This is a genomic window from Flavobacterium quisquiliarum, assembly GCF_019308285.1.
In the GTDB taxonomy this organism is placed as follows: domain Bacteria; phylum Bacteroidota; class Bacteroidia; order Flavobacteriales; family Flavobacteriaceae; genus Flavobacterium; species Flavobacterium quisquiliarum.
In genome coordinates this window covers 102168-126580 of record NZ_WWEM01000035.1, presented here as the reverse complement: position 1 = coordinate 126580, position 24413 = coordinate 102168, and the positions used below count along the sequence as shown (strand labels likewise).

General features: G+C 33.9%; 23 protein-coding genes. 1 reads left to right on the top strand and 22 read right to left on the bottom strand.

Features of this window, described 5'->3' with window-relative positions; genetic code table 11:
• Positions 1 to 46: 46 nt before the first annotated feature.
• The 7 genes from GSY47_RS17865 to GSY47_RS17835 all read right to left on the bottom strand — a co-directional run bounded on the left by GSY47_RS17865 (position 47) and on the right by GSY47_RS17835 (position 5558).
• Positions 47 to 955, bottom strand: coding sequence for a pseudouridine synthase (locus GSY47_RS17865; protein WP_179002608.1), 909 nt, complete (start codon positions 953 to 955; stop codon positions 47 to 49).
• 348 nt (positions 956 to 1303) lie between these two features.
• A complete protein-coding gene (locus tag GSY47_RS17860; protein ID WP_179002607.1) occupies positions 1304 to 2260 on the bottom strand; it encodes a geranylgeranylglycerol-phosphate geranylgeranyltransferase in 957 nt (318 codons plus the stop codon).
• Between the two features lie 60 nt (positions 2261 to 2320).
• Positions 2321 to 2911: a DUF502 domain-containing protein gene (locus GSY47_RS17855; RefSeq protein ID WP_179002606.1), complete on the bottom strand. Its 591-nt coding sequence runs from the start codon at positions 2909 to 2911 to the stop codon at positions 2321 to 2323.
• Between the two features lie 66 nt (positions 2912 to 2977).
• The gene (locus GSY47_RS17850) at positions 2978 to 3916 is read right to left on the bottom strand and encodes a mevalonate kinase family protein (RefSeq protein WP_179002605.1); all 939 of its coding nucleotides are present in this window, start codon (positions 3914 to 3916) and stop codon (positions 2978 to 2980) included.
• A 3-nt stretch (positions 3917 to 3919) separates the two neighbouring features.
• Positions 3920 to 4225: a type II toxin-antitoxin system RelE/ParE family toxin gene (locus GSY47_RS17845; RefSeq protein WP_179002604.1), complete on the bottom strand. Its 306-nt coding sequence runs from the start codon at positions 4223 to 4225 to the stop codon at positions 3920 to 3922.
• Complete coding sequence (locus GSY47_RS17840) at positions 4225 to 4443, bottom strand: hypothetical protein (protein ID WP_179002603.1); 219 nt, start codon at positions 4441 to 4443, stop codon at positions 4225 to 4227. The genes GSY47_RS17845 and GSY47_RS17840 overlap by 1 nt, the downstream gene beginning before the upstream one ends.
• A gap of 32 nt (positions 4444 to 4475) precedes the next feature.
• On the bottom strand, positions 4476 to 5558 hold the full coding sequence (locus GSY47_RS17835; RefSeq protein ID WP_179002602.1) for a diphosphomevalonate/mevalonate 3,5-bisphosphate decarboxylase family protein: 1083 nt from the start codon (positions 5556 to 5558) through the stop codon (positions 4476 to 4478).
• A 152-nt stretch (positions 5559 to 5710) separates the two neighbouring features.
• Between GSY47_RS17835 and GSY47_RS17830 the strand changes: the two genes are divergently transcribed.
• Complete coding sequence (locus GSY47_RS17830; protein WP_179002601.1) at positions 5711 to 6187, top strand: TspO/MBR family protein; 477 nt, start codon at positions 5711 to 5713, stop codon at positions 6185 to 6187.
• Between the two features lie 35 nt (positions 6188 to 6222).
• Here the strand turns inward: GSY47_RS17830 and GSY47_RS17825 are convergent, their stop codons facing one another.
• The 15 genes from GSY47_RS17825 to GSY47_RS17755 all read right to left on the bottom strand — a co-directional run bounded on the left by GSY47_RS17825 (position 6223) and on the right by GSY47_RS17755 (position 24263).
• Positions 6223 to 6936 (bottom strand): hypothetical protein, encoded by a 714-nt coding sequence (locus GSY47_RS17825; protein WP_219071496.1) that lies wholly within the window; start codon positions 6934 to 6936, stop codon positions 6223 to 6225.
• Positions 6937 to 6950: 14 nt separating this feature from the next.
• Positions 6951 to 7676 carry a hypothetical protein gene (locus tag GSY47_RS17820; RefSeq protein ID WP_179002600.1) on the bottom strand — a complete coding sequence of 242 codons (726 nt, stop codon included), beginning with the start codon at positions 7674 to 7676 and terminating at the stop codon, positions 6951 to 6953.
• Positions 7677 to 7749: 73 nt separating this feature from the next.
• Positions 7750 to 8424 carry an MBL fold metallo-hydrolase gene (locus tag GSY47_RS17815; RefSeq protein ID WP_179002599.1) on the bottom strand — a complete coding sequence of 225 codons (675 nt, stop codon included), beginning with the start codon at positions 8422 to 8424 and terminating at the stop codon, positions 7750 to 7752.
• Positions 8425 to 8485: 61 nt separating this feature from the next.
• The gene (locus tag GSY47_RS17810; protein ID WP_179002598.1) at positions 8486 to 9058 is read right to left on the bottom strand and encodes a Crp/Fnr family transcriptional regulator; all 573 of its coding nucleotides are present in this window, start codon (positions 9056 to 9058) and stop codon (positions 8486 to 8488) included.
• A 3-nt stretch (positions 9059 to 9061) separates the two neighbouring features.
• A complete protein-coding gene (locus tag GSY47_RS17805) occupies positions 9062 to 9709 on the bottom strand; it encodes an HAD family hydrolase (RefSeq protein ID WP_179002597.1) in 648 nt (215 codons plus the stop codon).
• A 6-nt stretch (positions 9710 to 9715) separates the two neighbouring features.
• Positions 9716 to 10924: a BaiN/RdsA family NAD(P)/FAD-dependent oxidoreductase gene (locus GSY47_RS17800; RefSeq protein WP_179002596.1), complete on the bottom strand. Its 1209-nt coding sequence runs from the start codon at positions 10922 to 10924 to the stop codon at positions 9716 to 9718.
• An 84-nt stretch (positions 10925 to 11008) separates the two neighbouring features.
• Complete coding sequence (locus GSY47_RS17795; RefSeq protein WP_179002595.1) at positions 11009 to 11686, bottom strand: glycerophosphodiester phosphodiesterase; 678 nt, start codon at positions 11684 to 11686, stop codon at positions 11009 to 11011.
• Positions 11687 to 11849: 163 nt separating this feature from the next.
• A complete protein-coding gene (locus GSY47_RS17790) occupies positions 11850 to 13517 on the bottom strand; it encodes an alpha-amylase family glycosyl hydrolase (protein WP_179002594.1) in 1668 nt (555 codons plus the stop codon).
• A gap of 125 nt (positions 13518 to 13642) precedes the next feature.
• Positions 13643 to 15505, bottom strand: a complete 1863-nt coding sequence (locus GSY47_RS17785) for a glycoside hydrolase family 13 protein (RefSeq protein ID WP_179002593.1) — start codon at positions 15503 to 15505, stop codon at positions 13643 to 13645.
• A 12-nt stretch (positions 15506 to 15517) separates the two neighbouring features.
• Positions 15518 to 16213 (bottom strand): carboxylesterase family protein, encoded by a 696-nt coding sequence (locus tag GSY47_RS17780; RefSeq protein ID WP_179002592.1) that lies wholly within the window; start codon positions 16211 to 16213, stop codon positions 15518 to 15520.
• A 211-nt stretch (positions 16214 to 16424) separates the two neighbouring features.
• The gene (locus tag GSY47_RS17775; RefSeq protein ID WP_179002591.1) at positions 16425 to 18539 is read right to left on the bottom strand and encodes a glycoside hydrolase family 97 protein; all 2115 of its coding nucleotides are present in this window, start codon (positions 18537 to 18539) and stop codon (positions 16425 to 16427) included.
• Between the two features lie 26 nt (positions 18540 to 18565).
• On the bottom strand, positions 18566 to 20869 hold the full coding sequence (locus GSY47_RS17770) for a glycoside hydrolase family 65 protein (protein WP_179002590.1): 2304 nt from the start codon (positions 20867 to 20869) through the stop codon (positions 18566 to 18568).
• 154 nt (positions 20870 to 21023) lie between these two features.
• The gene (pgmB, locus tag GSY47_RS17765; RefSeq protein WP_179002589.1) at positions 21024 to 21677 is read right to left on the bottom strand and encodes a beta-phosphoglucomutase; all 654 of its coding nucleotides are present in this window, start codon (positions 21675 to 21677) and stop codon (positions 21024 to 21026) included.
• Positions 21678 to 21695: 18 nt separating this feature from the next.
• Positions 21696 to 23051 (bottom strand): MFS transporter, encoded by a 1356-nt coding sequence (locus GSY47_RS17760; protein WP_179002588.1) that lies wholly within the window; start codon positions 23049 to 23051, stop codon positions 21696 to 21698.
• 177 nt (positions 23052 to 23228) lie between these two features.
• Positions 23229 to 24263, bottom strand: coding sequence for a LacI family DNA-binding transcriptional regulator (locus GSY47_RS17755; RefSeq protein WP_179002587.1), 1035 nt, complete (start codon positions 24261 to 24263; stop codon positions 23229 to 23231).
• Positions 24264 to 24413: the final 150 nt, after the last annotated feature.

The window sequence follows — 24413 nt, the reverse complement described above, 5'->3', positions numbered from 1 at the left end:
TTCCAAAAGAAAATAGGATTTAGTATAATTTTAATTGGAGAAACAATTACATGTTTTTCAAATTGATAATTTCTTGATCAGTCAAAAAGCGCCAGTTTCCTCTCGGAAGATTCTTTTTGGTCAAACCAGCAAATGATACACGGTCAATACGCAGTACATTGTAGTCAAAAGACTCAAAAATAGAGCGTACCACTTTTACATTTGCAGTACGTAATTTTAAACCAACCTCATTTTTAGGTTCGTTATCAATATAGCTTACTTCTTCAACAAAAACGCGGTGTCCGTCTAAAACAAGACCTTTAGCAATTTTTTCTAAATCTTCATATTTCAAATTCTTGTCTAAAGAAACCTGATAAATTTTAGGAGACTTTTGGTTTGGAAGCGTAAACTTACGAATCATATCGTTGTCGTTTGTAAACACCAATAAACCCGTTGTATTTTTATCCATTCTTCCAATAGGAGCAATTTTTGCATTGGTTGCACCACGAACAAGTTCTAGAACGTTACGATATTCCTGACCTTCATCAAGCGCAGTTGTAAAGTTTTTAGGTTTATTCAATAAAATATATTCTTTCTTTTCAGGAGTCAAAACAACACCGTCAAAATTTACCACATCATTTAATTTTACCAAATACCCCATTTCAGTTACAGGAACACCGTTAACTTTAACGTTTCCAGACTGAATATAAATATCAGCATCGCGACGAGAACAAACACCAGAATTCGAGATGTATTTATTCAGACGAATTTCGTCAGAAGCTTTTTGTCTCTTTGCTGGAGTATTTTGCTTTCTTAATTTTTCAGCTGCTGCTTCCTGCGCTGCCTTAACTTCAGGTTTCACTTTTTTCGGCCCTTGCGCACGCTTAGCCATAGGAGGTTTTGGCTTACTAGAGTTTGATCTTGAGCTATTTGGTCTAGATCCGCCTCTCTTATTATTGCCTTCCTTGTTGTTCATAAAATCATTAATTTGTGCAAAGATAGTTTTTTCCTGCTAATAATCTTAAGTTCAATGTTCTTAGATTAATAGCGTTTTATTTTAAAATATTCAGGAGCAATACATTTGGCATTTTTTTGAGGCATGGTTTCCCGCTTTCCGTTCCTAATTTTTTATTTTTTTAAAGAAAAAAAATAAAAAGATTTCCACTTTAATCGGGGCTAAATTCAAACAAAAGGCTTCTTTTAAAGATATTATGTTATTTCACAAAGATTCGCAAAATTTAAACAGAGCTACACAAAAGAAAAAATCTACAAAAGACAAAAGAAAATTTTTCGAATCTCCGCGAATCTCCGCGGTATAAAAAAACTAGTAATTAGAAATCAATTCCCTTCCATGCCACAAAACGCTCGGATTGATTAGGACAATACAGCAGACACCAGAGACAATAAGGAATTTTAAAACATTATGAAGTCTTAAGTATTGCTCTTTAGAATCAGACTTCCATAAATAAATCAGGAAGAAAAGTAAAACTCCAAAACAGACATAAAAATAAATGTCCATATAACCCACATCGTAAATGTTTACCAAAATATAAACAGGTAAAATAGTCAATAGTGTCAAAACAGTTATAATTTGTTTGGAGATTTTTTCGCCATACAAAACTGGAATTGTTCTATAATCGCTCACCAAATCACCTTTTAGATTTTCGAGATCTTTTATCATTTCACGAATCAATAAAAGTAGAAACAAGAAAACTGCATGTGCCGAAATCACTACAAAATGACTCATGTGGTTCTCAATTTCTTCAAATGAAACCTTATTATAGAAATACAATAAAATGGCAAAAAATGGCGTAACAGCAAGTAATGCCGACATTAGATTTCCGATTATTGGATACTTTTTTATTTTATGCGAATAAAACCAAATCATGAAAATATAGGCAGAAAAGAATAAAAAAGCGCGCCAAGACACTATAGAAGCCATTAAAACAGCAAGAAAATTTAAACTGAAATAAACATTCAATTTTGTTTTTTGACTGACCAAGCGATCCAGCATTGATTTGTTAGGTCTGTTTATTAAGTCTTTCTGGCTATCATAAAAATTATTGATAATATAACCGGAAGCAATTGTAACAGCCGAAGCGAAAACAATAAGAAACAAATAAAAATCAAGCAGAATATCCAACGCTCTGATTTCCGGAGCAAGAATAAAAATAGCAGACAGATATTGTGCTAAAATGATAATTGGAATATTGTAACCTCTGACAACAGAAAACAAACTGACAATTTTCATTATTAAAAGTTTATGTTGTCTGCTCAGCATAGATAAGGTTTGTGATGGTTTAGATAAGGGAAGTTAAAGGATATTTTTGGTTTTAAAAATTTAGAGTTTATTTTTTAACAATTCTTTAGAGCCAAAGCCTAATTTTCGAATACAGGCCAAGGCTTGTTTTTGAGTCATATCAATTTCTTTGATATCTTTTTTTTCCACAAAAACTACAGAACCGCTCCACGGATTTGGAGCATCTGGAACAAAAACAGTGAAGTTATTATCATCTATTTGCTCAATTAAAAAAGCAAACTGTAAGCCTGCATCGGTAGGAACGAGAATTACTTTTAAGTCCTCTTTAGATTCAATTCCCATAATGTTTTCATTCATGCTTTTCATAAATGAATATCCCGGAACAAAACTTAAAATTCCATCTTCTAGTTTCCGGATAAGTTCTTGTGCTTTAGGAGTTCTTGCCAGTAAACCAGCAATAAAACATATAAGAATAATAATGAGTATTCCAATAAGTTCTTGAAGCGCAACTCCTAAAACATGTACTTTTGGTAAATTGCTTACAAGAGGCAATGTGACTTTTTGAATAATGCCGTATCCTTTTTCCAGAATCACAAGCAATACCACTAAAGGTGCCAGAAAAAGAATTCCTCCTAAAAAAGTTGCTTTGATTATTTTAAAAATACTTTTCATAATAAATAACTTTTTAGGATGAAAACTTATAAAAATCTACTCAAATAACTTCGGCTTTTAAGGGAATTAAAACTGATAAACAACTTCTAATTTGAAGTCTTTCAGAGAGGTTTTGGCGCGTTCTAAATCTTCGGTAAAACCAAGAATATAACCGCCTCCGCCAGAACCGCAAAGTTTTAGGTAATAATCGTTGGTGTCGATTCCTTTTTGCCAAATAGCATGAAATTGTTCGGGAATCATTGGTTTGAAGTTATTTAAAACAACTTTAGAAAGTTTTTTAGTATTGCCAATCAAAGACTTCATGTCACCATGCAGGAAGTTGTCGATACAGATGTCTGTGTATTTTACGAATTGGTTTTTAAGCATGGCACGGAAACCTTTGTCTTTTAGGTTTTCCATAAAAATGCTGATCATTGGAGCTGTTTCTCCAATAATTCCAGAGTCTAACAAGAACACAGCACCTTTTCCGTCTAAACTTTGAGTCGGAATGCCAGTTGTCTGAATATTATCTTTAGAATTAATTAAAATTGGAATGCTCAAATAACTGTTCAACGGATCTAGACCAGAGCTTTTTCCGTGGAAAAAACTCTCCATTTGAGAAAATATATTTTTTAACTGTAAAAGTTTTTCGCGTGTCAAATTTTCCAGAACTGTGATCTTGTTCGTAGCATATTTATCATAAATCGCCGCTACAAGTGCACCGCTGCTTCCAACACCGTATCCTTGCGGAATACTAGAATCGAAATACATTCCAGTTTCGACATCATTTTTAAGGTTTTCTAAATCGAAAGTAACCAAATCCGGCTGCTGTGTGTGTAAGACTTCAAGATAAGAAGCAAAACTTCTCAAACTTTTATTTGAAGCAATGGCTTCGTCTGAAGGTTCTTCCGACTTTTTCAAAGCGCCATTGTAAAAGTTATAAGGAATAGCAAGACCTTTTGAATCGCGGATGATTCCGTACTCTCCAAAAAGTAATATTTTTGAATAAAATAATGGTCCTTTCATGATTTATTTTATGTCTTTCTTAATTTTATTTGGGTTTTGTCTGGTGTCGAAAAATGTAATTATCTCTACTCTTTTTGTGTTGAATTTATAATAAATTGTGGTCTGTTTTGATAAGACACATTTTCGATAGTTTTTATTTAATTCCGATTTAGGAAAAATTTCTGGTTCAATCTGAATTAGATAAATTACTTTGTCGAGATTTGATATAAACTTATTTTTTATTCTTTCCGACCATCGACCTTCTAAATATTCAAATAAATCAGATAAACGTTTTTCAGCATTTTTTGAAAAGACGATTGTTCTTTTCATTAACGAAATCTTTTCATCATTTCTTCGTATTCAACAAATTCACCACGTTCAATTTGTCTTTCTCCTTCTTCAATTTCTGCTTTTTGCTCATCAGTTAAATCATCCCACCAATCTTTTTTCTTTTTGGTTAACAATTCTTTGACAGCCAAAATGATTGAAAGGTCATCTATACCTTTTATAATCTCCATCACCTCACGTTTTTCTAATTGAATGTCCATAACCAAAAAAATTTAACTAAAGATACGCAAAATTATAATGCAATTGCACCCTCTCCAATTTTGTCGCAAATGTATTGACTATTCTGACAAAATACAACTAATTCGTCCTGAATAAATTGTAATACTTTTTCGGTAACGTTTTCGGGATAAAGCACATGTACATTGGCACCAGCATCAAGCGTAAAACACACAGGAATCTGGGTTTCATTTCTGAATTTCCAAATCGCATTTATGATTTGCAGCGTGTTTGGCTTCATTAAAATAAAATACGGCATTGAGGTCATCATCATGGCGTGTAAAGTCAATGCTTCACTTTCTACCACTTTAATGAATTCTTGCAGGTCACCGCTTTTAAAAATAGCAATCAATTTATCCAGATTTTCGTGTGCTTGGGCAAAACGTCTTTCTGCATAAGGATGATTGTGCATTAAATCATGTCCTACTGTACTTGAAACTTGTTTTTCTCCTTTATCAACTAATAAAATCGTATCTTGATAATTCTTGAAATTTTCATGAATATTGTATGGAAATTCTACCCCAAATAGATCTGTACTTCCTTTAATATTTGCCTGATTTCCCCAAACAACAACATTTCCTTTTACGCTTCGGCAGGCGCTTCCAGAACCTAAACGGGCTAGAAACGAAGCTTTTTGATAGAAATACTCATCAGTCATTTCAGGATTTAAAAGTTTTTCTAAACTCATAAAATTCATTGCCAGCGCAGCCATTCCAGATGCAGAAGAAGCGATCCCTGAACTATGCGGAAAAGTATTTTGTGTATCAATCGTAAAATGATAGTCTTTCAAAAACGGCAGATAAACTTCAACTCTTTCTAAAAACTTCTGAATTTTTGGTTTGAAATCTTCTTTTGGTTTTCCTTCAAAAAGTAAATCAAAAGAAAAAGAATTTTGGTTTGTTCTTTTTTCAAAACCTAATTTTGTAATGGTTTTACAGTTGTTAAGCGTAAAACTAACCGAAGGATTTGCCGGAATCTGATTGTCCTTTTTCCCCCAGTATTTTACTAAGGCAATGTTACTTGGAGCGCTCCACTCAAAGTTTCCGTTTTCGATTGTTGAAGTATATGGATTTGGAATAAAATCGGCTGCTGTAAACATGAAATATAAAATTTTGGCAAAGATAACTTTTTCATTTTTCCACCATATAAGTTATATAAGAAATTATAAGTTGGTTTTGCTAAAATGAACTTCTATCACTTATATGGTTAAAACCTTTCTTTTAACTATTTTTGACTACAAAATTTAATAAAATGAATAAGTTCGTAAAAATTGCTATAGCATTAATTATTTGTTTAACAGTTGGATATTCTGCAAGTTTGGTTACAAGACCAAGCATTGAGACGTGGTATGTAACTTTAGAAAAACCAGTTTTTAATCCGCCGAACTGGATTTTTATGCCAGTTTGGACAGTGCTTTACATTTTTATGGCCGTTGCGGCAGCATTGGTTTGGGATAAAATTAAAGAACAGACCGAAGAAGTTAAAAAAGCATTATTGTTTTTTATAATACAATTGATTTTAAATGCGATTTGGTCTTATTTATTCTTCGGACTAAAAAATCCAATGTTGGCTTTAATCGAAATTGCTCTTTTATGGCTGATGATTTATGAAACCTATTTGAAGTTCATCAAAATCAATAAAATTTCGGGTTATTTATTAATCCCATATTTAGCATGGGTTGGATTTGCTACTATTTTGAATGCCAGTATTTGGTGGTTGAATAAGTAAATTTTTTTAGTTTCAGGTTTGTCAGATGTAGAAAGCTATTTCAGCTTCTTAAATTCTTCATTTTTAGCAGTCAGAAATTCAATTGTGGTTAAAATATTTGGATTTGCAGTAATGCTTTTAGACTTTGGGTCGGCATCGCAGAAATCAATAAAAAGTTCTTTTTGTTCAGCTGCTATTTTTAAGTTTTTTGTAAAGAAATCTTTAGAACAAGTTTTTCTTATAAGTTTTTTGAATGCGCTTTCAGGTTCGTCTTTTTCACGAGATTTCCCAAGACTGAATTTAAAACTAGTCTGCATTCCGTTTGTAATGCTACCGTCATTATATTGCGGAATATAATGTTTTAAGTCCTTAGCTCTTTTGTCTCTGTCGATTTCTGCTACAGTTTCAGGATCTGGAGGCAACGGATCAAATTTGATTTCAGCTGGTATTATTACTTCCTCTAGTTCCTCAGGTTTAGGAATCATTTTAACGACTAGATTATTGGTTTGTATGTTTTCAGAAGTAACTTTAATTCTTGTGAAAAAATAATCTTTAGTAAAAAATAACAAGCTGTCTTTTGCTTTTACCAAAATAGAAAACTCTCCCAAAGTATTTGTCGTAGTACTTGTTTTGGCTGTCTTGTTTATAACTTCAACTTTATTCAGAGGAATATTGTTAGAAATGACTTTTCCATGAAGTAATTTTTCGGTTTGAGAAATACTTAGTTGATAAGTGAAAAAAGAAATGGTTGTGAGTAATTTTACTTTCATACAAAAAAGACTTTTTAGTTTTTAATTCCAGAATTCAGTTTTTTAAATTCTTGATTTTTAGTATGTAAAAAGTCTAGTGTATAAATCAGATTTTTTTGTTTTAGAATGAATTGAGAATTAGGATCAGCATCACAGAACTCGATAAAAAGTTCTTTTTCTTCAGGATTTAAGTTTAAATCATTTGAGAAAAAATCTAAAGGTACTGTAGAATGAACTAATTGTTTAAAAGTCAATTCGTGACTTTTGCTTTTATTTTTTGCTTTTTTATCTTTTCTAGTAAACAAACTAAAAATAGCAAGCAAATCTGCTCCGTTTGTAATTCCGCCGGTATAGACGCCAGGATTAGATATTGCTGGCCTTGGTGTTATAGTAGAATTTTCATCTGCGACGCTAACTTTAGGAAATTTTATATCTGTAATTAGCACTTCATCGAGTTCTTCTGGTTTCAAAATCATATTCACTACAATATTATTCTGATCGATGTTTTGCTGAGAAATTTTTAATCTTTTGAAGAAATAATCTCTGGAGAAAAAAAGGAGACTATCTTTTGGGCGAACGAGAATCGAAAACTCGCCTAGTTCATTTGTTCTTGTGCTTGTTTTGGCAGTTTTATTAATTACTTCCACTTTATTAAGTGGTAAATTCTGCGAAAGAACTTTTCCATTTAATACTTTTTCGGATTGAGAAATACTAAGTTGATAAGTGAAAATAGAAATTGTGGTAAGTAATTTTACTCTCATACAGGATTAATTAGTTGAGAGTAAAATTATTAGAATTGTCTTAATGAAAACTTACAGAATCTGTAAATTCTTGTTAATTAAATTTAATCGAGTTTTTGAACTTCTCCAATTCTCCATTGTTAAATAAAATAGGGCCGTGGCCAAAACACAATATTTTGGGTTGTAATGAAGCTAATTTTAGTATCGATTTTCTATTGGTTTTCTGATCAGCAGTAAATAAATGAGGCGGTTCATGCAGACCAACTTTTGTAGTCAACAAATTCATATTGGTCATCACATCGCCCACAATCAAAACGCCGTCTTTTTCTCTGAAAAAAGACAAATGTCCTCTCGAATGTCCTGGCGTTTCAATAACGGTAAATCCGCCAATTTGATCGCCTTCTTTTAAAGTTTCAGAAACTGGATGCCCTTTTCCTGCCCAGAAGTTTTTCTGAAATTTCGAAATAATGTGATTTGGATTTGGGTATTCTTTAATTACGTTTCCGTTTTCGGCAAATTCTTTTTCGGATTCACTGCACAAAAGAGGAATGTTCAGAGTTTCGCAGATAATTTTACTACTTCCCTGATGATCGGCATGTGCGTGCGTTAAAGCGTGTTTGGTAATAGTTTTGTCTTTTAAATCTTTTAAAATGGTATTTGCAGAACTTCGAATTCCAGCATCAATTAAAACATCTTCAATTAAATAACAATTAATGGCATTTCTTAGAAGTAAAGGGATTTGGTAAACGTCTTTGGCAATATGCTTCATCTTTTTCAAATTTTATTTTGACAAAGATTTGAATTCCGTTTTTCAACTCACTTGATAAATGTTAAGAAATGTCCTGACGAATTCTGCTGAGTGATTCGGGTGTAATTCCGAGAAAAGAAGCGATATAAATTAAAGGTGTTCTCTGTATTATTTTGGCTGGAGCCGATGCTAGAAATGTCTTGTATTTTTCTTTGGCGGGAATCATTTGCAGTTTTAAAACACGATCAGCCATACAAAGGTAATTCTGTTCAGCCAAAATTCTTCCAACGCGTTCCCAATTCGGAATTTCGTTATACAAAAACTGCATTTTTTCGAAAGTGATGGAAAGGACTTCGCAGTCTTCAATGCACTGAATATTTTCAAAAGAAGACGTCTGGTTTATAAAACTAGAATAGGAAGCGATAAAGCCTTCATCACAACTTAAATAAGTGGTAATTTCTTTTCCGTCTTTTAAGTAATAAACACGTGCTAATCCGTCAACAATAAAGAAAATTTTATTGCTGATTTTCCCCATTGATGAAAGAAATTCTTTGGCAGTAAAATTTTCATATTCAAAACAAGAATCAATCATTTCGATTTCATTTTGAGAAAACGAAGTGATTGATAGTATTTGTTTTTGTAATTCAGCATTCACGATTTACAATATTTCGATTAATTCTGAAGCAGAATTAATAACCACTTTTGCTCCACTAGATTTCAATTCATCTTCTGTTCTGTAACCCCAAGTAACACCTACAGGAAACATATTTGCGTTTATTGCCGTTTTCATATCAATATCAGAATCGCCTACAAAAAGGATTTCTTCTGGTTTTAGATTCCATTTTTTACTGATTTCAATCGCTTCAAACGGATTTGGTTTTTTAAGTTCTTCTGTGCTTAAACCAACCGCTGTATCAAATTGTTTCGGAAATAATTCATAAGCTATTTTCTTAGTCAATTCATCGGCTTTGTTGGAGAAAACCGCCATTTTTATGTTTTGTGAAGTCAGTTTTTCAAGCAGTTCAACAATTCCATCATAGGGTTTTGTTTTGAGGGTACAGATTTTAGTATATTCATCAACCATACATTCAAAACAACTTTCGATTTCATCATCAGAATTGTTTGTGGCTGGCAATGCTTTGCTTACCAGATTTCGCAAACCACTTCCGATAAAATATTGGTAAGTATCGTAATCATGTGTTGGGTAACTTAGAGCGGTAAGTACTTTATTCATCGCATCTGAAATATCGTGTAATGAATCTACTAGCGTTCCGTCTAAATCAAAAATAATTCCTTTAAATTTCATTTTATATTAAATATTTTGAGCCAGAATAAACCCGCTTGTCCAGGCATTCTGAAAATTAAATCCGCCTGTTATCGCGTCTATGTTTACAATTTCCCCAGCAAAATAAAGGTTTTCGTGAATTTTACTTTCCATTTTTTTAAAGTTGATTTCCTTTAAATCGATTCCGCCAGCCGTTACAAATTCTTCTTTAAAAGTACTCTTTCCGTTGACTTTAAATTCTGCTTTGGTTAATTGCGAAGTTAGATTCTGCAATTGAATTTTAGATAAATCAGCCCATTTGGTTTCTGAATCAATTCCTGAAGCCAGAACTAAACTTTCCCATAAACGGTTCGGGAAGTCAAAAGGCGATTTTTTAGAAACGGCTTTTTTAGCATGTTCCTGTTTTAAGTCTTTTAAGATTTTTTCAGCATCTTCGTAATCAACATCATTAAGCCAATTCACAAAAATCGTAAACTGATAATTTTTGTCATGCAAAATACGTGCGCCCCAAGCTGAAAGTTTCAGAATTGCTGGACCGCTCATTCCCCAATGAGTAATTAATAAAGGTCCTGTCGATTCTAGTTTTGTATCTTTTACATTTACAGTGACTTGTGCAGCAACGCCTGGTAATTCTTTTATTCTCGAATCTTTAATATTGAAAGTAAATAGGGAAGGAACTGGGCTTACAACAGCGTGTCCTTGTTCTTGAAGCATTTCCCATATTTTTGGATTACTTCCCGTTGCCATTACTAATTTTTCTGTAGCGTAATTATCCGTTTGTGTATCAATTTTCCAATGATTTTCTTTTTTGAAAATGGATTGTACGCTTTGACCTGTCAAAACTTTTATACCTAATTTTTCGGTTGCTTTTAAGAAACAATCTATAATGGTTTGTGACGAATTGGAAACAGGAAACATTCTGCCGTCTTCTTCAATTTTTAATTCGACACCGTGTTTTTCAAACCATTCTATTGTATCGCCAGAACAGAATTGATGAAAAGGGCCACGAAGTTCTTTTTCTCCGCGAGGATAAAATTTAACTAATTCGTTAGGTTCAAAACAAGCGTGTGTAACGTTGCATCGTCCGCCACCAGAAACGCGGACTTTAGAAAGAACTTCTTTTCCTCTTTCTAAAATAGCAATTTTCAGTTTCGGATTTTTCTCTGCAATATTAATTGCTGTAAAAAAACCTGCAGCGCCTCCGCCAACGATTATTATGTCGAAATTTTTGATCATATTTTTTTGTTAGCCACGAATTCACGAATTTTTATTCTCAAAGATTGTAAAAAAATAATTCGTGAATTCGTGGCTATTTAAACTTTATATTTTATCTGGATTATCAGAGATAATTCCGTTTACTTGATAACTTTTTACTTTTTGAATGTCTTGTTCTGAGTTTACTGTCCATGGTAAAACTAGAAATCCTTTTTCCTGCATTTGATGAACATTTTCTTCATTCAATAAATTAAAATCGGGGTTAATGGCTTTTGCTTTTATTTTTTCGGCGAAAGCCAAAGCGGTATTTATATTTTCTTCTGTTAAAACACCAATCGGAATTTTTGGATTTAGGTTTGATGTTTCTTCCAGCATATTCCATTCAAAACTTGAAATAATAAAATGCTCGTATTTCCAGTTTTTTTCTGAGATATATTTCTCAATTAAAGCAACAACTTTTGGTGCAGTTCCTAAACCTTTTAATTCGATATTGATCAGGCATTTTTTGTCAACTAAATTAAAAACTTCGTTTAAAGTTGGGATTTGGTATTTTTCATCAATTAAAAATGATTTTAGCTCAGCTAAAGAAAAACTACTTACTAGACCTTTTCCGTTAGTGGTTCTGTCGATGGTTTCGTCGTGAATTACGATTAAATGTCCATCCGAACTCAAATGAACATCGAGTTCAATTCCGTCTGAATTTAAGTCTAAGGCTTTTTGAAAAGCTTGTAAAGTATTTTCAGGTTCGTAGGCTTTGGCGCCTCGATGTGCAATTTTGAGCATTTTGCAGTTTTTTTTCTTAACCGCAAAGGTCGCAAAGTTTTACACAAGGTTCGCAAATAAATTAGTGAAAATTAAATAGCCACGAATTCACGAATTATTTTTTAAAATCTTTGAGAATAAAAATTCGTGAATTCGTGGCTAAAAAAATTTGCGCTCTTAGCGGTTAAATCTTCTCCAACAAAACAATATCAAAATCATTGTCGATAATCACTTTTCCATCAATAACTTCGACTTCATGATTTGAATAAGAATCTTTTAATTTAGTTCCATTTGGGAAGATATCGCCGACAGGAAGTTCTTTTCTCCCTTTTGGTAAATCTAATCCCATAACGACTTTGTCTGTAAAACTACCTTGCGTAAACGTTCTTGAAAAAGTGTAAGGATACGGATTAATCAGTTTATGAACACCAGCACCAACAGCAGGATGATTTCGTCTAAACTGTCCTAATTTTTGCCAATGTAAAAGTGTTTTCTGTGTTTCAGGATTGTTTTGAATATCTTCCCAATTCATATTCGAACGTAAAGTGGCATCGCCCTGAGTTCCTTCAATAACCAAAGATCGTGCTGATTCGTCGCCGTAATAAACCTGAGACATTCCTGGGGAAAGTAAGAGTTTGTTTGCTGTTTCAATGCTTTTTGTTCGATTGGCATCAAAAGGTTGTCCATCGTCATGAGAAGACATATAATTTAAAACCGAATATCCTTTTAAATCATTATTCAAAGCATTCGAATATTTCGAAAATAAACCTTCGTAATCGTTTTGACCAGCATTCCATTTGAATTCAAAATTGATCATGCTGTTGAAACCATTCTGAAAGTAATTTACTTTTCGGTCTCCAAAATCATAATCCTGACCACCGCTGATTCCGTAACCGTAAACTTCGGCAATCGTGTAAAACGGATTTTGGTCTAAAACCTGCATTGGATGGTGTTTTTTCCATGTTTCGAAAGCGTATTCGCATTCTTTTTTGAAATCGGCCCAAACGCCTTCTTCGGTATGTTTTACAGTGTCAGCGCGATAACCGTCAATTCCAAACTCTGTAATATAATCTGTAAGCCATTTTATGATGTAATATTTTGGCGTTCTTGGATAATTCGTTCTTTTGAAGAATTCGTCAAGCGAAGCAATTTCTTTTTCGTAGCGTCCTTCTTTTTTCCATTTTTCGATTAAGAAAGGTGGGAGTGCAACTTCCTGAACACTTTCTGTTCTTACATCTGGAAGATTTTCTACCAAAGTACACATAGTAGTATTTTCAAAAGATTTGTAATCGCAGACAACGCCGGTTCTTACCCAATCTGAAGGCCAAACGGGATCTTCTGGAGTTACGGGTCCAGTATGATTAATTACACCATCCAGAATTATTCTGATGCCTTTTTCGTGCGCTTTTTTGACCAGATTGGCTAAATCTTCTTTGGTTCCGAAATTTGGATCTAAAGCCGTCCAGTCTTTTGCCCAATAGCCATGAAAACCGTAACTCAATCCAGTTCCTTCATCAACACCATCGTGAATCTGTTCTACAATCGGCGTAAGCCAAATGGCATTTATTCCTAATTTTTCAAAATAGCCTGATTCGATTTTTTTTGTAATTCCGATGATGTCACCGCCTTCAAATCCGCGGAGTTTTCCGGGAGTTTTGGTTCGGTTGAAATTGACGTCGTTTGAAGTGTCTCCGTTGTAAAAACGATCTGTAAGTAAAAAATAAACATTTGCTCCTTCCCAAACGAAAGGTATTTTCGAAGTATTTTCGTTATTCATTGTAACTGATTTTGAGCCAGAACAACTCATTGTTAAGTATACTAAAGATAAAAAAAGGAAAGTGTATTTTTTCATTATTTTAGAATAATTTAGGATGGATTGCGTTGAAAAAAATAGCCACGAATTCACGAATTTTATTCTCAAAGATTTAAAAAATAATTCGTGAATTCGTGGCGGAAAAAATTAAACGGATTTCGTTTTTATTCCAATTCTAAAACCAAAGCTGATTTTGGTTCTAAAGTAATTTCAGTAGCTAAATTGAATGTTTTTCCTGTAATAACATCTTTTCCTGATTTATAGTTTTTGATGTTTTCTTTGAAACGAGCTGTTTTTATAGCCTGTTCTTTTGCATTATTATTGAAAACGACCATTACGGTTTTATTATCAGTATATCTGAAATATACATAAGTGTTATTTTCTGGAATGTAATGCGTCATTTTTCCGAAATGAACGGCTTCGTTTGATTTTCTCCAGTTGAATAATTTTGAAGAGAAATCAAAGAAAGCAGCTTGTTCAGCCGTTCTTCCTTCTTTGGTAAAAGCGTTGTTTTTATCGCCAGCCCATCCGCCTGGAAAATCCTGACGAATATCTGCATCACCACCTTTTCCTTTATCACCGCCCATTCCGATTTCTGAACCGTAATAAATTTGTGGAATTCCGCGAACCGTTGCCAATAAAGTCATCGCTAGTTTGTATTTTGGTAAATCATATTTGAACTTTTCGTTCATACGATCTGTATCGTGATTTTCGGAAAAAACCAAAATGTTATTGGTATTTGGATATAAAAAATCCATAGCAAAATTGTTGTAGAATTTAATCAATCCGTTATCCCAGCTTGGTTCGTTTTCGTTGAAAGCAGAAGTAATCTGGCTTTGAAGCGTAAAATCCATTACACTTGGAAGATTTGAATTGTAATTTTCGATAGCGCCAATTTTGCTGTCTTTCTGCCAAAATGCTAAATTTGCTTGATTGTGCATCCAGATTTCGCCCACAATATTAAAGTTCGGATATTCGTCTGTAATGGCTTTTGCCCAATTTGCCATTGCTGTTTTATCTGAATAGTTATAAGTATCTACTCTGAATCCGTCAAGATTGGCAAATTCGATCCACCAAATAGCATTTTGAGTTAAATATTTTGCAACCAAAGGATTTCTTAAATTCAAATCTGGCATTGAAGGTACAAACCATCCATCAACGCAAACTTCCTGATCTATTTTTGAAGCGTGAATATCTGTAATTACTTCACGTCTGTGGTGTGTTTGTGTAAAAGTCTCAAATTGATTGAACCATGTTTTGGTTGGAATATCTTTCATCATCCAGTGCGTAATTCCCCAATGATTCGTCACATAATCCATAACCAGTTTCATATTCTTTTTATGCATTTCTGCCGATAAACGAGCGTAATCATCGTTTGTTCCGTAACGGGGATCAATTTTGTAAACATCCGATTGTCCGTAAGTATGATACGAATGTTGTTTGTCGTTGTCTTCGCATAAAGGCGTGCTCCAGATTGTAGTTGCACCAAGAGATGAAATATAATCTAAGTTTTTGATAATTCCTTCTATATCTCCTCCATGACGTCCGCTTGGATCCTGACGGTTTCCTTTTTCAGTTAAGGAAGCATTGCTATCATTTTTAGGGTTTCCGTTTGCAAAACGATCTGGCATGATTAAGTAAATTAAATCAGAAGCATCGTAGCTTTTTCTGTCGGCAGAATTGGCTCTTCTTTCTTTAAGAGTATATTTCTGAGTAAAAGCGACTTTATTTTTGTTTTTGAAAGAGAAAATCAATTCAGAAGCTTTTACATCTTTTGTGTCGATTGTTACGAAAAGGTAATTTGGGTTTTCTGTTTTCTCGACGTTTTTAATAGCAACATTATTAGAAACGGAAGCTTCATATTGTGCAATATTTTTTCCGTAGAACATAATCTGCAGTTCCGAATTTTTCATTCCTGCGTACCAAAATGGCGGTTCTACTTTTTGGATTTGTGCTTTCGCAGAAGCGGAAAACAACAAAACCAATAGGATTAATTTATAGATAAGTGATGTTTTTTGGTTTTTCATAGTTTGTATTTTTTATTTCTTTTGTTCCAGCATCCATTTATAGATTTCAGGTTTTGTTTCGTATAAATACTGAATTTCATGACCTTCACTTTCTAAACGGGTAAACTTGAAGTTGTTTTTGATTTTACAAGATTCAAGACCTTTTGCAATTCTCTCCGTTTCACTAAAAGGGATTTTATCATCGGCAGTTCCGTGAAAAGCCCAAATCGGAATTTTACTGAGATTGCAAATTCTTTTTAAATCGCTATCGTTAATACCGCCGCAAAGGGCTACAACTGCTGCGAATTTATTAGGGAAATCTAAAGCGGTAATAAAGGCACCGTAACCTCCCATACTGATTCCAGTAATATAAATTCTGCTTTTATCGATTCTATATTTTGCTTCCAAATCGGCGTATAATGTTTCGAACCAATTTTCAGTCGACCAATATTTATTGTCTGGACATTGAGGCGAAGCAATTATAAAATCGAAATTTTGTTCTTTTTCAATCAGATAAGGCAAGCCGTATGTTTTGAGTTTATTTAAATCATTGCCTTTTTGTCCTCCTCCATGAAGATAAATTACAAGCGGATATTTCTTAGTTTCTTTTGAATACTCTTTTGGCAGATATAATAGGTAATCATATTTAGCGACTACTTTCTGTTGAGAATAAATGTTTATGCCAAAAAATATTAGTAAAATTGTCCAAAATGTTAGTCTGTAATTCATTCTCTTTTTTGGGTTCTGATTTCCTGCAAGGTTCCCAAAACCTTGTAGGTATAAATTGAGTAAAACTTTAGAAAACCTACAAGGTTTTGGAAACCTTGCAGGACTGACCTGATATAATACCTAACAGGTTTTTAAAACCTGTTCGGATAAGCTTTTTGCAATTTAAAAAAAAGACAAGTAATCTAGGGGGAAATTACTTGTCTTTGAAAAACTATTTAGTTTCGATAATGCTTATTGCATATCCTCCGCCTGGAGCAGAAAACTGAGATAATTTTGATTTATTTGTTACAGCAATTTTCTTAATTGTATAAGCTTGCGGATTTGTTTTGTAATGCGCATCTTTTGCATCAGCATAAATTGTTGCTGTATATTTTTTGCCTTTTTCAAGGAAACTGAAATCGATGTTTGATGTACGTGGAGTTTCTCCGTTTACGTTTCCAACAAACCAGTTGTTTGTTCCTTTTGCTTTACGGGCAACTGTGATAAAATCTCCTGGTTCAGCTTCAATATATTTACTTTCTGACCAATCTACAGCCACATCTTTAATAAATTGGAATGCATCTGGAAAACGGTTGTAATTTTCCGGAGTATCAGCTGCCATTTGCAATGGGCTATACATGGTAACGTATAATGCTAATTGATTTGCCAATGTACTGTTTACATGCGATTTGTTCTCAGGATTCATTTTACTGATATCCATTTCGAAGATTCCCGGAGTGTAATCCATTGGACCACCAATTAAACGTGTAAATGGTAATACCGTAACGTGATTTGGTTTAGAGCCACCAAAAGCTTGGTATTCTGTTCCTCTTGCTGCTTCGTTTCCAATTAAGTTAGGATACGTTCTAGCAATTCCTGTTGGACGAACCGCTTCGTGAGCGTTTACCATAATTTTATAATCAGCTGCTTTTTCGATAGCGTATTGATAGTGGTTTACAATCCATTGGCTGTAATGGTTTTCGCCTCTTGGCAAAATATCTCCAACGTAACCGCTTTTTACAGCATTGTATCCGTTATCGTTCATAAATTTGTAAGCAGCATCCATGTGACGCTCGTAGTTACGAACAGAACCTGAAGTTTCGTGGTGCATGATGATTTTTACACCTTTAGATTTTGCATATTCATGCAGCCCTTTTACATCGAAATCTGGGTAAGGAGTCAAGAAATCAAAAACATAATCTTTTGAATGTCCAAACCAATCTTCCCAACCTTCGTTCCATCCTTCCACCAAAACAGCATCAAAACCATTTGCAGCAGCGAAGTCAATGTATTTTTTTACGTTAGCATTGTTAGCTCCGTGTGTTCCGTTTGGTTTTGCTTTTGCGAAATCTGTAACACCCAATTGAACCGTTGGATAATCATTTGTGTACGACCAAGAGCTTTTTCCTGTAATCATTTCCCACCAAACACCAACATATTTTACAGGTTTGATCCAAGAAGTTTCCTCAATCTTCGATGGATCGTTTAAGTTATAAGTCATTTTTGATGAAAGAATTTCTCTTGCATCATCGCTTACAATAATCGTTCTCCAAGGAGAGTGATTAGGAGCCTGCATGTGGCCTTTATCTCCTTTTGCATCTGGCGTTAACCAAGATTCAAAAATTAAGTTTTTATCATCTAAATTTAAGTGCATACAAGAATAGTCAATCAAAGCAGCTTCGTGTAAGTTGATGTAGATTCCATCATTTGTTTTTAACATCAAAGAAGTCTGAACTCCTGTTGGAGAAAAGGATTTTTGAGAAACGTTTGCTGTATATGCTTTTTCAGATAAACCTCTAATTTCAGATAATTTCGATTTGGTATAATCGTATTCCTGCGTGTCATAATCTCCCGGAATCCAGAATGCAGTATGATCTCCAGTCATTGCAAATTGAGATCTTTCTTCTTTAATTATAAAGTAAGTAAGATTCTTTTGCGCTGGAAATTCATATCTGAATCCTAAACCATCATCGAATAAACGAAAACGGATTACGATTTGTCTGTCTGTTCCTTTTTGATTAAGGGTAACAGCTAATTCATTATAATGATTTCTGATGTGATCTACTTCTCCCCAAACTGGTTTCCAAGTTTCATCAAAAGTTGAAGTTTTAGTATCAGCGATTGTAAAGTCATTCAATAAAGATTTTTTATCATCTTTAAGTTCAAGACCCAATTTACTAGTTTTTACAACTTCTTTGTTTTTGTATTTTAAATTGTACGTTGGAGTTCCATCGTTTTGAAGAGAAAATTCCATTACGAACTTTCCTTCGGGTGATTTTAACTGCTGCGCTTTTGCAACGGTGCTGAACGCAAACAAAATTAAACTTGCGAAAAATAAGTTTTTCATGTTTTTGATTTTTAGAGTATTGTAATTTAATTAATTTGAGCGAGTTTCCCAGCTGTTATGGTTTCTCCATTTACTACGATATTTAAATCTTGATCGCTATCTACAGTAAAAGTGGTTTCATTATGATTTACAGAAACTTTTAAAATTTGGTTTCTGAAATTGATTTTAAACGAATAACCTTTCCATTCTTTTGGAATTTTTGGCGAGAAATGAAGTTGGTCATTTTTAACACGCATTCCTCCAAAGCCTTCCACGATACTCATCCATGTACCGGCCATTGACGTGATATGACAACCTTCTTCTACTTCTTTGTTATAATCGTCCAAATCCAAACGAGAAGTTCTTAAATAAAATGTATATGCCATGTCCATTTTATCTAAAGCTGCAGCCTGAATTGAGTGAACGCAAGGCGAAAGTGAACTTTCATGAACCGTAAATGATTCATAGAATTCGAAGTTGCGTTTTAATTCTTCTTTAGAAAAATGATCTTCGAAGAAATAGAAACCTTGTAAAACGTCAGCCTGTTTGATGTATGGCGAACGCAATACGCGATCCCAAGACCATTTTTGGTTAATTGGACGCTGTGATTTGTCTAAATCTTTTACAGGAACTAAATCTTTATCCAAGAAACCATCTTGTTGTAAGTAGATTCCAAGTTCTTCAGAAATAGGGAAGTACATGTTATCTGCTACTTTTTTCCATTCTTTGATTTCTTCTGCAGAAAGACTTATTTTATCCATAACTCTTTTGTGATCAGCAGGATATTCTGAAGCCACTTTTTCGATTTGTTCAGTAGCAAAATCAATACACCATTTTGCGATATAATTGGTGTAGAAATTATTGTTGATGTTATTTTCGTATTCGTTTGGACCCGTAACTCCCAAAATCACATATTGGTTTTTATCTTTTGAGAAAGAAGCTCTTTGGTGCCAGAAACGAGCAATTCCGATTAAAACTTCTAAACCTTTTTCTGGAATATAAGAGTAATCTCCCGTGTAGCGGTTATAGTTGTAAATTGCAAAAGCAATCGCTCCATTTCTATGAATTTCTTCGTGTGTGATTTCCCATTCGTTGTGGCATTCTTCACCATTCATGGTCACCATCGGATACAATGCCGCGCCGTTTTTGAAACCTAAATTATCTTTAGCATTTTCAATCGCTTTGTCTAATTGATTGTAACGATATGTCAATAAGTTTCTTGCAACCTGCTGGTCTTTTGTCGCCATATAAAACGGAATACAATATGCTTCAGTATCCCAATAAGTTGATCCGCCGTATTTTTCTCCGGTGAAACCTTTTGGCCCAATATTTAAACGAGAATCTTTTCCTGAATACGTTTGGTTTAATTGGAAGATGTTGAAACGAATTCCCTGTTGCGCTTTTACATCGCCTTCAATAGTAATATCTGACATTTCCCAGATTTTTGCCCAAGCATCAATTTGATTTTGAAGTAAAGCATCATATCCTAAAGCAACAGCAGATTTGATTACTTTTTCGGCTCCAGCCAACGTATTTTCGTGATTTAAAGAAACCGTATATCCACCAATTTTTTGAATGGATGAGGTTTGTCCTTTTGCAATAATAGTTCCGTAAGTATATTGAACTTTATCTGTCGTTGAGTCGATTGTTGATGGCGAAACGTTGATGTTTTCTCCGTTTGCCAAAATCGTATTGTGCATGAAAGTCGTAACTTTAAAATGCGTTTTAAACGTTTGAGCTGTAACAAAAGCTTCGTTTGTACCTTTTTTGACTTCAAGCGGTTCCCAGAATTTTTCTTCCCAGTTCGCATCTTCATTAGTTACACCAGCGTCAACGTAAGGTTTGTAAACGATTTTTGCATCTTTATTTAAAGGCGTAATGTCGTATTTAATGATTCCGGCTTCGTCTAAATCTAATGAAAGAAAACGACGAACATTTACAGCGATTTCAGTTCCGTTTTTAAGAACGGCTTCAAAAGAACGATTGTACCAACCTTCTTTCATATTCAATTCTCTGCGGAAGTTTCTAACTTCGGTACATGTATTTAAATCAAGATTTTCTTCGTTGATTTCAATGTCAATTCCAATCCAGTTTGGAGCGTTAAGTACTTTGGCAAAATATTTCGGATAACCGTTTTTCCACCATCCCACTTTTGTTTTGTCTGGATAATAAATTCCAGCAATATAACTTCCTTGGAAAGTTTCTGCCGAATAAGTTTCTTCAAAATTGGCGCGTTGTCCCATAGCGCCGTTTCCAATGCTAAAGAGACTTTCAGACGATTTTACTCTCTCTGCATCAAATCCTTCTTCAATGATGGACCAATTGTCTGGTTTTATATAATCTTGATTCATTTGTTTTCTTTAATTAGAGAATTAGAAAATGTGCCAATTTGATAATTATTTTATGGCTATTTCTAATTACTGATTGTTTGTAATGTTTTGATTGATGATTTGGAACTGTTTCTTAATTTGTTTCAATTTGATACTTATCAAATTGGCACATTTTCTAATTTATTAACTTGTCGATAAAAGTTTCATCTATAAAAGTGAAATCTTTAAAGATATAATCAGCTTCATGTAAAATTGTTTCCTCACCAATTCCCACACTTACCATTTCTCCGATATTTGCTGCCTGAATTCCGGCAACAGAATCTTCAAAAACAATTGAATTTTTTGGATCAATATGTAATAATTGAGCCGCTTTTAAGAAAACTTCAGGGTCTGGTTTTGCATTGGTAACGTCGTTTCCGTCAACAATAACATCGAAGTAAGATAGAACACCTGTTTTTTCTAGAATTGGTCTTGCATTTTTGCTGGCAGAGCCTAGTGCAATTCCTTGGTTTTTATCTTTTAATAGTTTTAGAATTTTTAAAACTCCTGGAAGAACCTCACTTTCATCCATATCAACTAAATAAGATAGGTAATCTTCATTTTTTTGAATTAACCATTGATCTTTCTGTTCCTGAGTGGCCTGAACATTTCCTAACCCAAGTATAATGTCTAGCGAACGAACACGGCTAACGCCTTTTAAAAGTTCGTTGTCTTCAAGTGTAAAATTTATATTTAATGATTGGGCAATTTTCTGCCAAGCCAAAAAGTGGTATTTAGCGGTATCAACGATCACGCCGTCAAGATCGAATATGAAAGCTTTTTTGTTCATTATAATTGAAATTCTTCTTTATGATTTTTGAATAGTGTCGTCTACGTCTTTTACTTTGTAGACCAAAAGAGCGGCAATTAAAAAGCTTACTCCGCTGGTAATTAAGGCATAAATTGCATCACCATTGTAAAGGTATTTTACAATTGGACCGCCAATTAATGCGTTTACAATTTGTGGAATAACAACAAAAAAGTTGAAGATTCCCATGTAAACTCCCATCTTTTTTGGAGCAATAGATCCCGCAAGAATTGCATATGGCATTGCCAGAATACTCGCCCAGGCAACTCCAATTAAAATCATTGGCAGCACAACCCAGTCTTCATTTGGCATAAAGTAAATAGAGATTAAACCTATTCCTCCAATGATTAATGAAGCGGCATGAGTTGATTTTCTTCCAATTTTTTTTGCGATGTATGGTAAGAAAAACAAAGCGACAATAGCAGAAACTAAGTTGTAAACTCCAAATAGAATTCCGACCCAGTCACCAGCATCTTGGTATTGCTGGCTTGAAGTGTCTTCTAGAGGTAATCCGTAAATGTGATGTGCGATTGCAGGCGTTGTAAAAACCCACATTCCGAATAATCCAAACCAAGAAAAAAACTGTACCCAGCTCAGCTGGCGCATGGTTGTTGGCATTTTTGCAAAATCAGTAAAAATGTCTGTGATTTTTGATTTTTCTTCAGAATCAGAAATCGCATCATTTTGAGGATCTTCGAATTTTGCCAATTCTTCTGGTGAATATTCCTTTGTAGTGAATAAAGTTACTAAGATAGAACCAATTAAAACTGCTGCGCCAATTATGAATGACAAAGTTAGATTTAATGGAACACTTCCAGGAACTGTGCTATTGGGAACTCCAAAATATTTCGTTAAAATATACGGTAATGCTGAACCAATTACAGCTCCAAAACCAATTAAAGAAGTTTGGATACTAAATCCTGCAGTACGCTGATCTGTTCTTAAATTATCACCAACAAGAGCGCGAAAAGGCTCCATGGCGATGTTGAAAGAAGCGTCCATAATCATTAACATTCCGGCTCCAACCCATAAGGCAGGTAAAACAGAAATGAAAATATTAGCCTGCGGCATTAAAATTAATCCCACCGAAGCTAAAACGGCTCCCACTAAAAAGAAAGGTTTTCGTCTGCCGAATCTTCCCCAAGTTTTATCGCTGTAATGACCTATGATTGGCTGGACTATTAATCCCATAAGAGGGGCAATAATCCAGAACCATGAAAGTTCATGTACGTCGGCACCAAAAATTTGAAGAATTCTGCTGGCATTTGCATTTTGTAATGCAAACCCCATTTGGATTCCCAAGAAACCGAAACTCATGTTCCAAATTTCCCAGAAACTTAATTTACGCTTTTCCATTATCGTAATTTGAAAAAATTATACGATAAGCGCTTTGCTTATCAAAACTTACTGTTTTTTTCGAAGTAAAAGTAAAAGCCTTGACGGGCGTAAAATTATAAATTATTTTTTTATATATGCTAATAAAAAAGCCATAAATATTTTTTACGGCTTTAGAAAGTGTTGATTTCAAGAAAATTAGTCAGTAGATTCTCGTTTTATAAGGTGTGTTTCTATGACTTCTGTGATATAGTTTTCATTGTGTTCTTCATCATCATCATCTTCCTCGGCTTCAATTCTTTCGATCAGCATTTTAGCTGCTTTATTGCCCATTTTTTCACCACTTTGGCTAACAGTTGTAATGGTTGGAGTTGAATATTTAGAGATAATTCCGTCAGTAAAAGCAATTACGGCTAAATCTTCAGGCACTTTTAATCCCATTTTATTGGCTGTTTTGATAATCGTAACAGCAAAAAGCTCATTTACAGCAAAAACGGCATCAAAAGCACGATCATGTAAAAGCTGGCTTATGGTAATTTCGCAGGTGTCTACATCTTCAATTTTTATGATTAAATCTTCATTAAAAGGCAATCCATTATCTAATAAAGCTTTTTCGTAACCGTCAGTTCTTAATTTTCCAACACTTACATAGTCAACAGTTGTTACTAATGCGATTTTTTTACGTCCACTGTCAATTAAACTCTGAACAGCTTCATAAGCTGCTGATTTATCATCGATAATTACTTTATCGCATAATATATCATTGGTAACACGGTCAAACATGACAACCGGCATTCCTTGATTTATAACTTCTGTGATATGATGAAAATCGCCTTTATATTGAGTTTCTTTAGAAAGAGACATGATAAAACCATCGATACTTCCATTGGCTAACATCTCCATATTCAGGACTTCTTTATCGAAAGAATCATCCGATACACAGATAACAACACTATAGCCATATTCGTTCGCAACCTGTTCAATTCCGTTAATTACAGTAGAGAAAAAGTAGTGTACAATTTCAGGAATAATGATACCAATACTCTTGGTTTTTCGGTTTTTTAAACTAAGAGCAATATTGTTTGGCTTATAGTTGTAAAACTTCGCAAAAGCCTGAACTTTTAGTCGGGTTTCTTCTCCAATTTCAAGGCTGTTTCTTAGTGATTTTGAAACAGTTGAAATAGATACGTCAAGCTCCTTTGCAATCTGTTTTAGGGTTATTTTGCGTTTCATGTTGTTAATTGAAAAAAATCTAATTGATAATAAAGGTATCTGAAATTTTTATAATTGACAATTTTCATACGAAAAGATTACAAAAAATAGAAAGTTTTCAACACTACCACGTTTTCGTAAAGCAATAAAAATTGTCTCTGGTTGAGCATG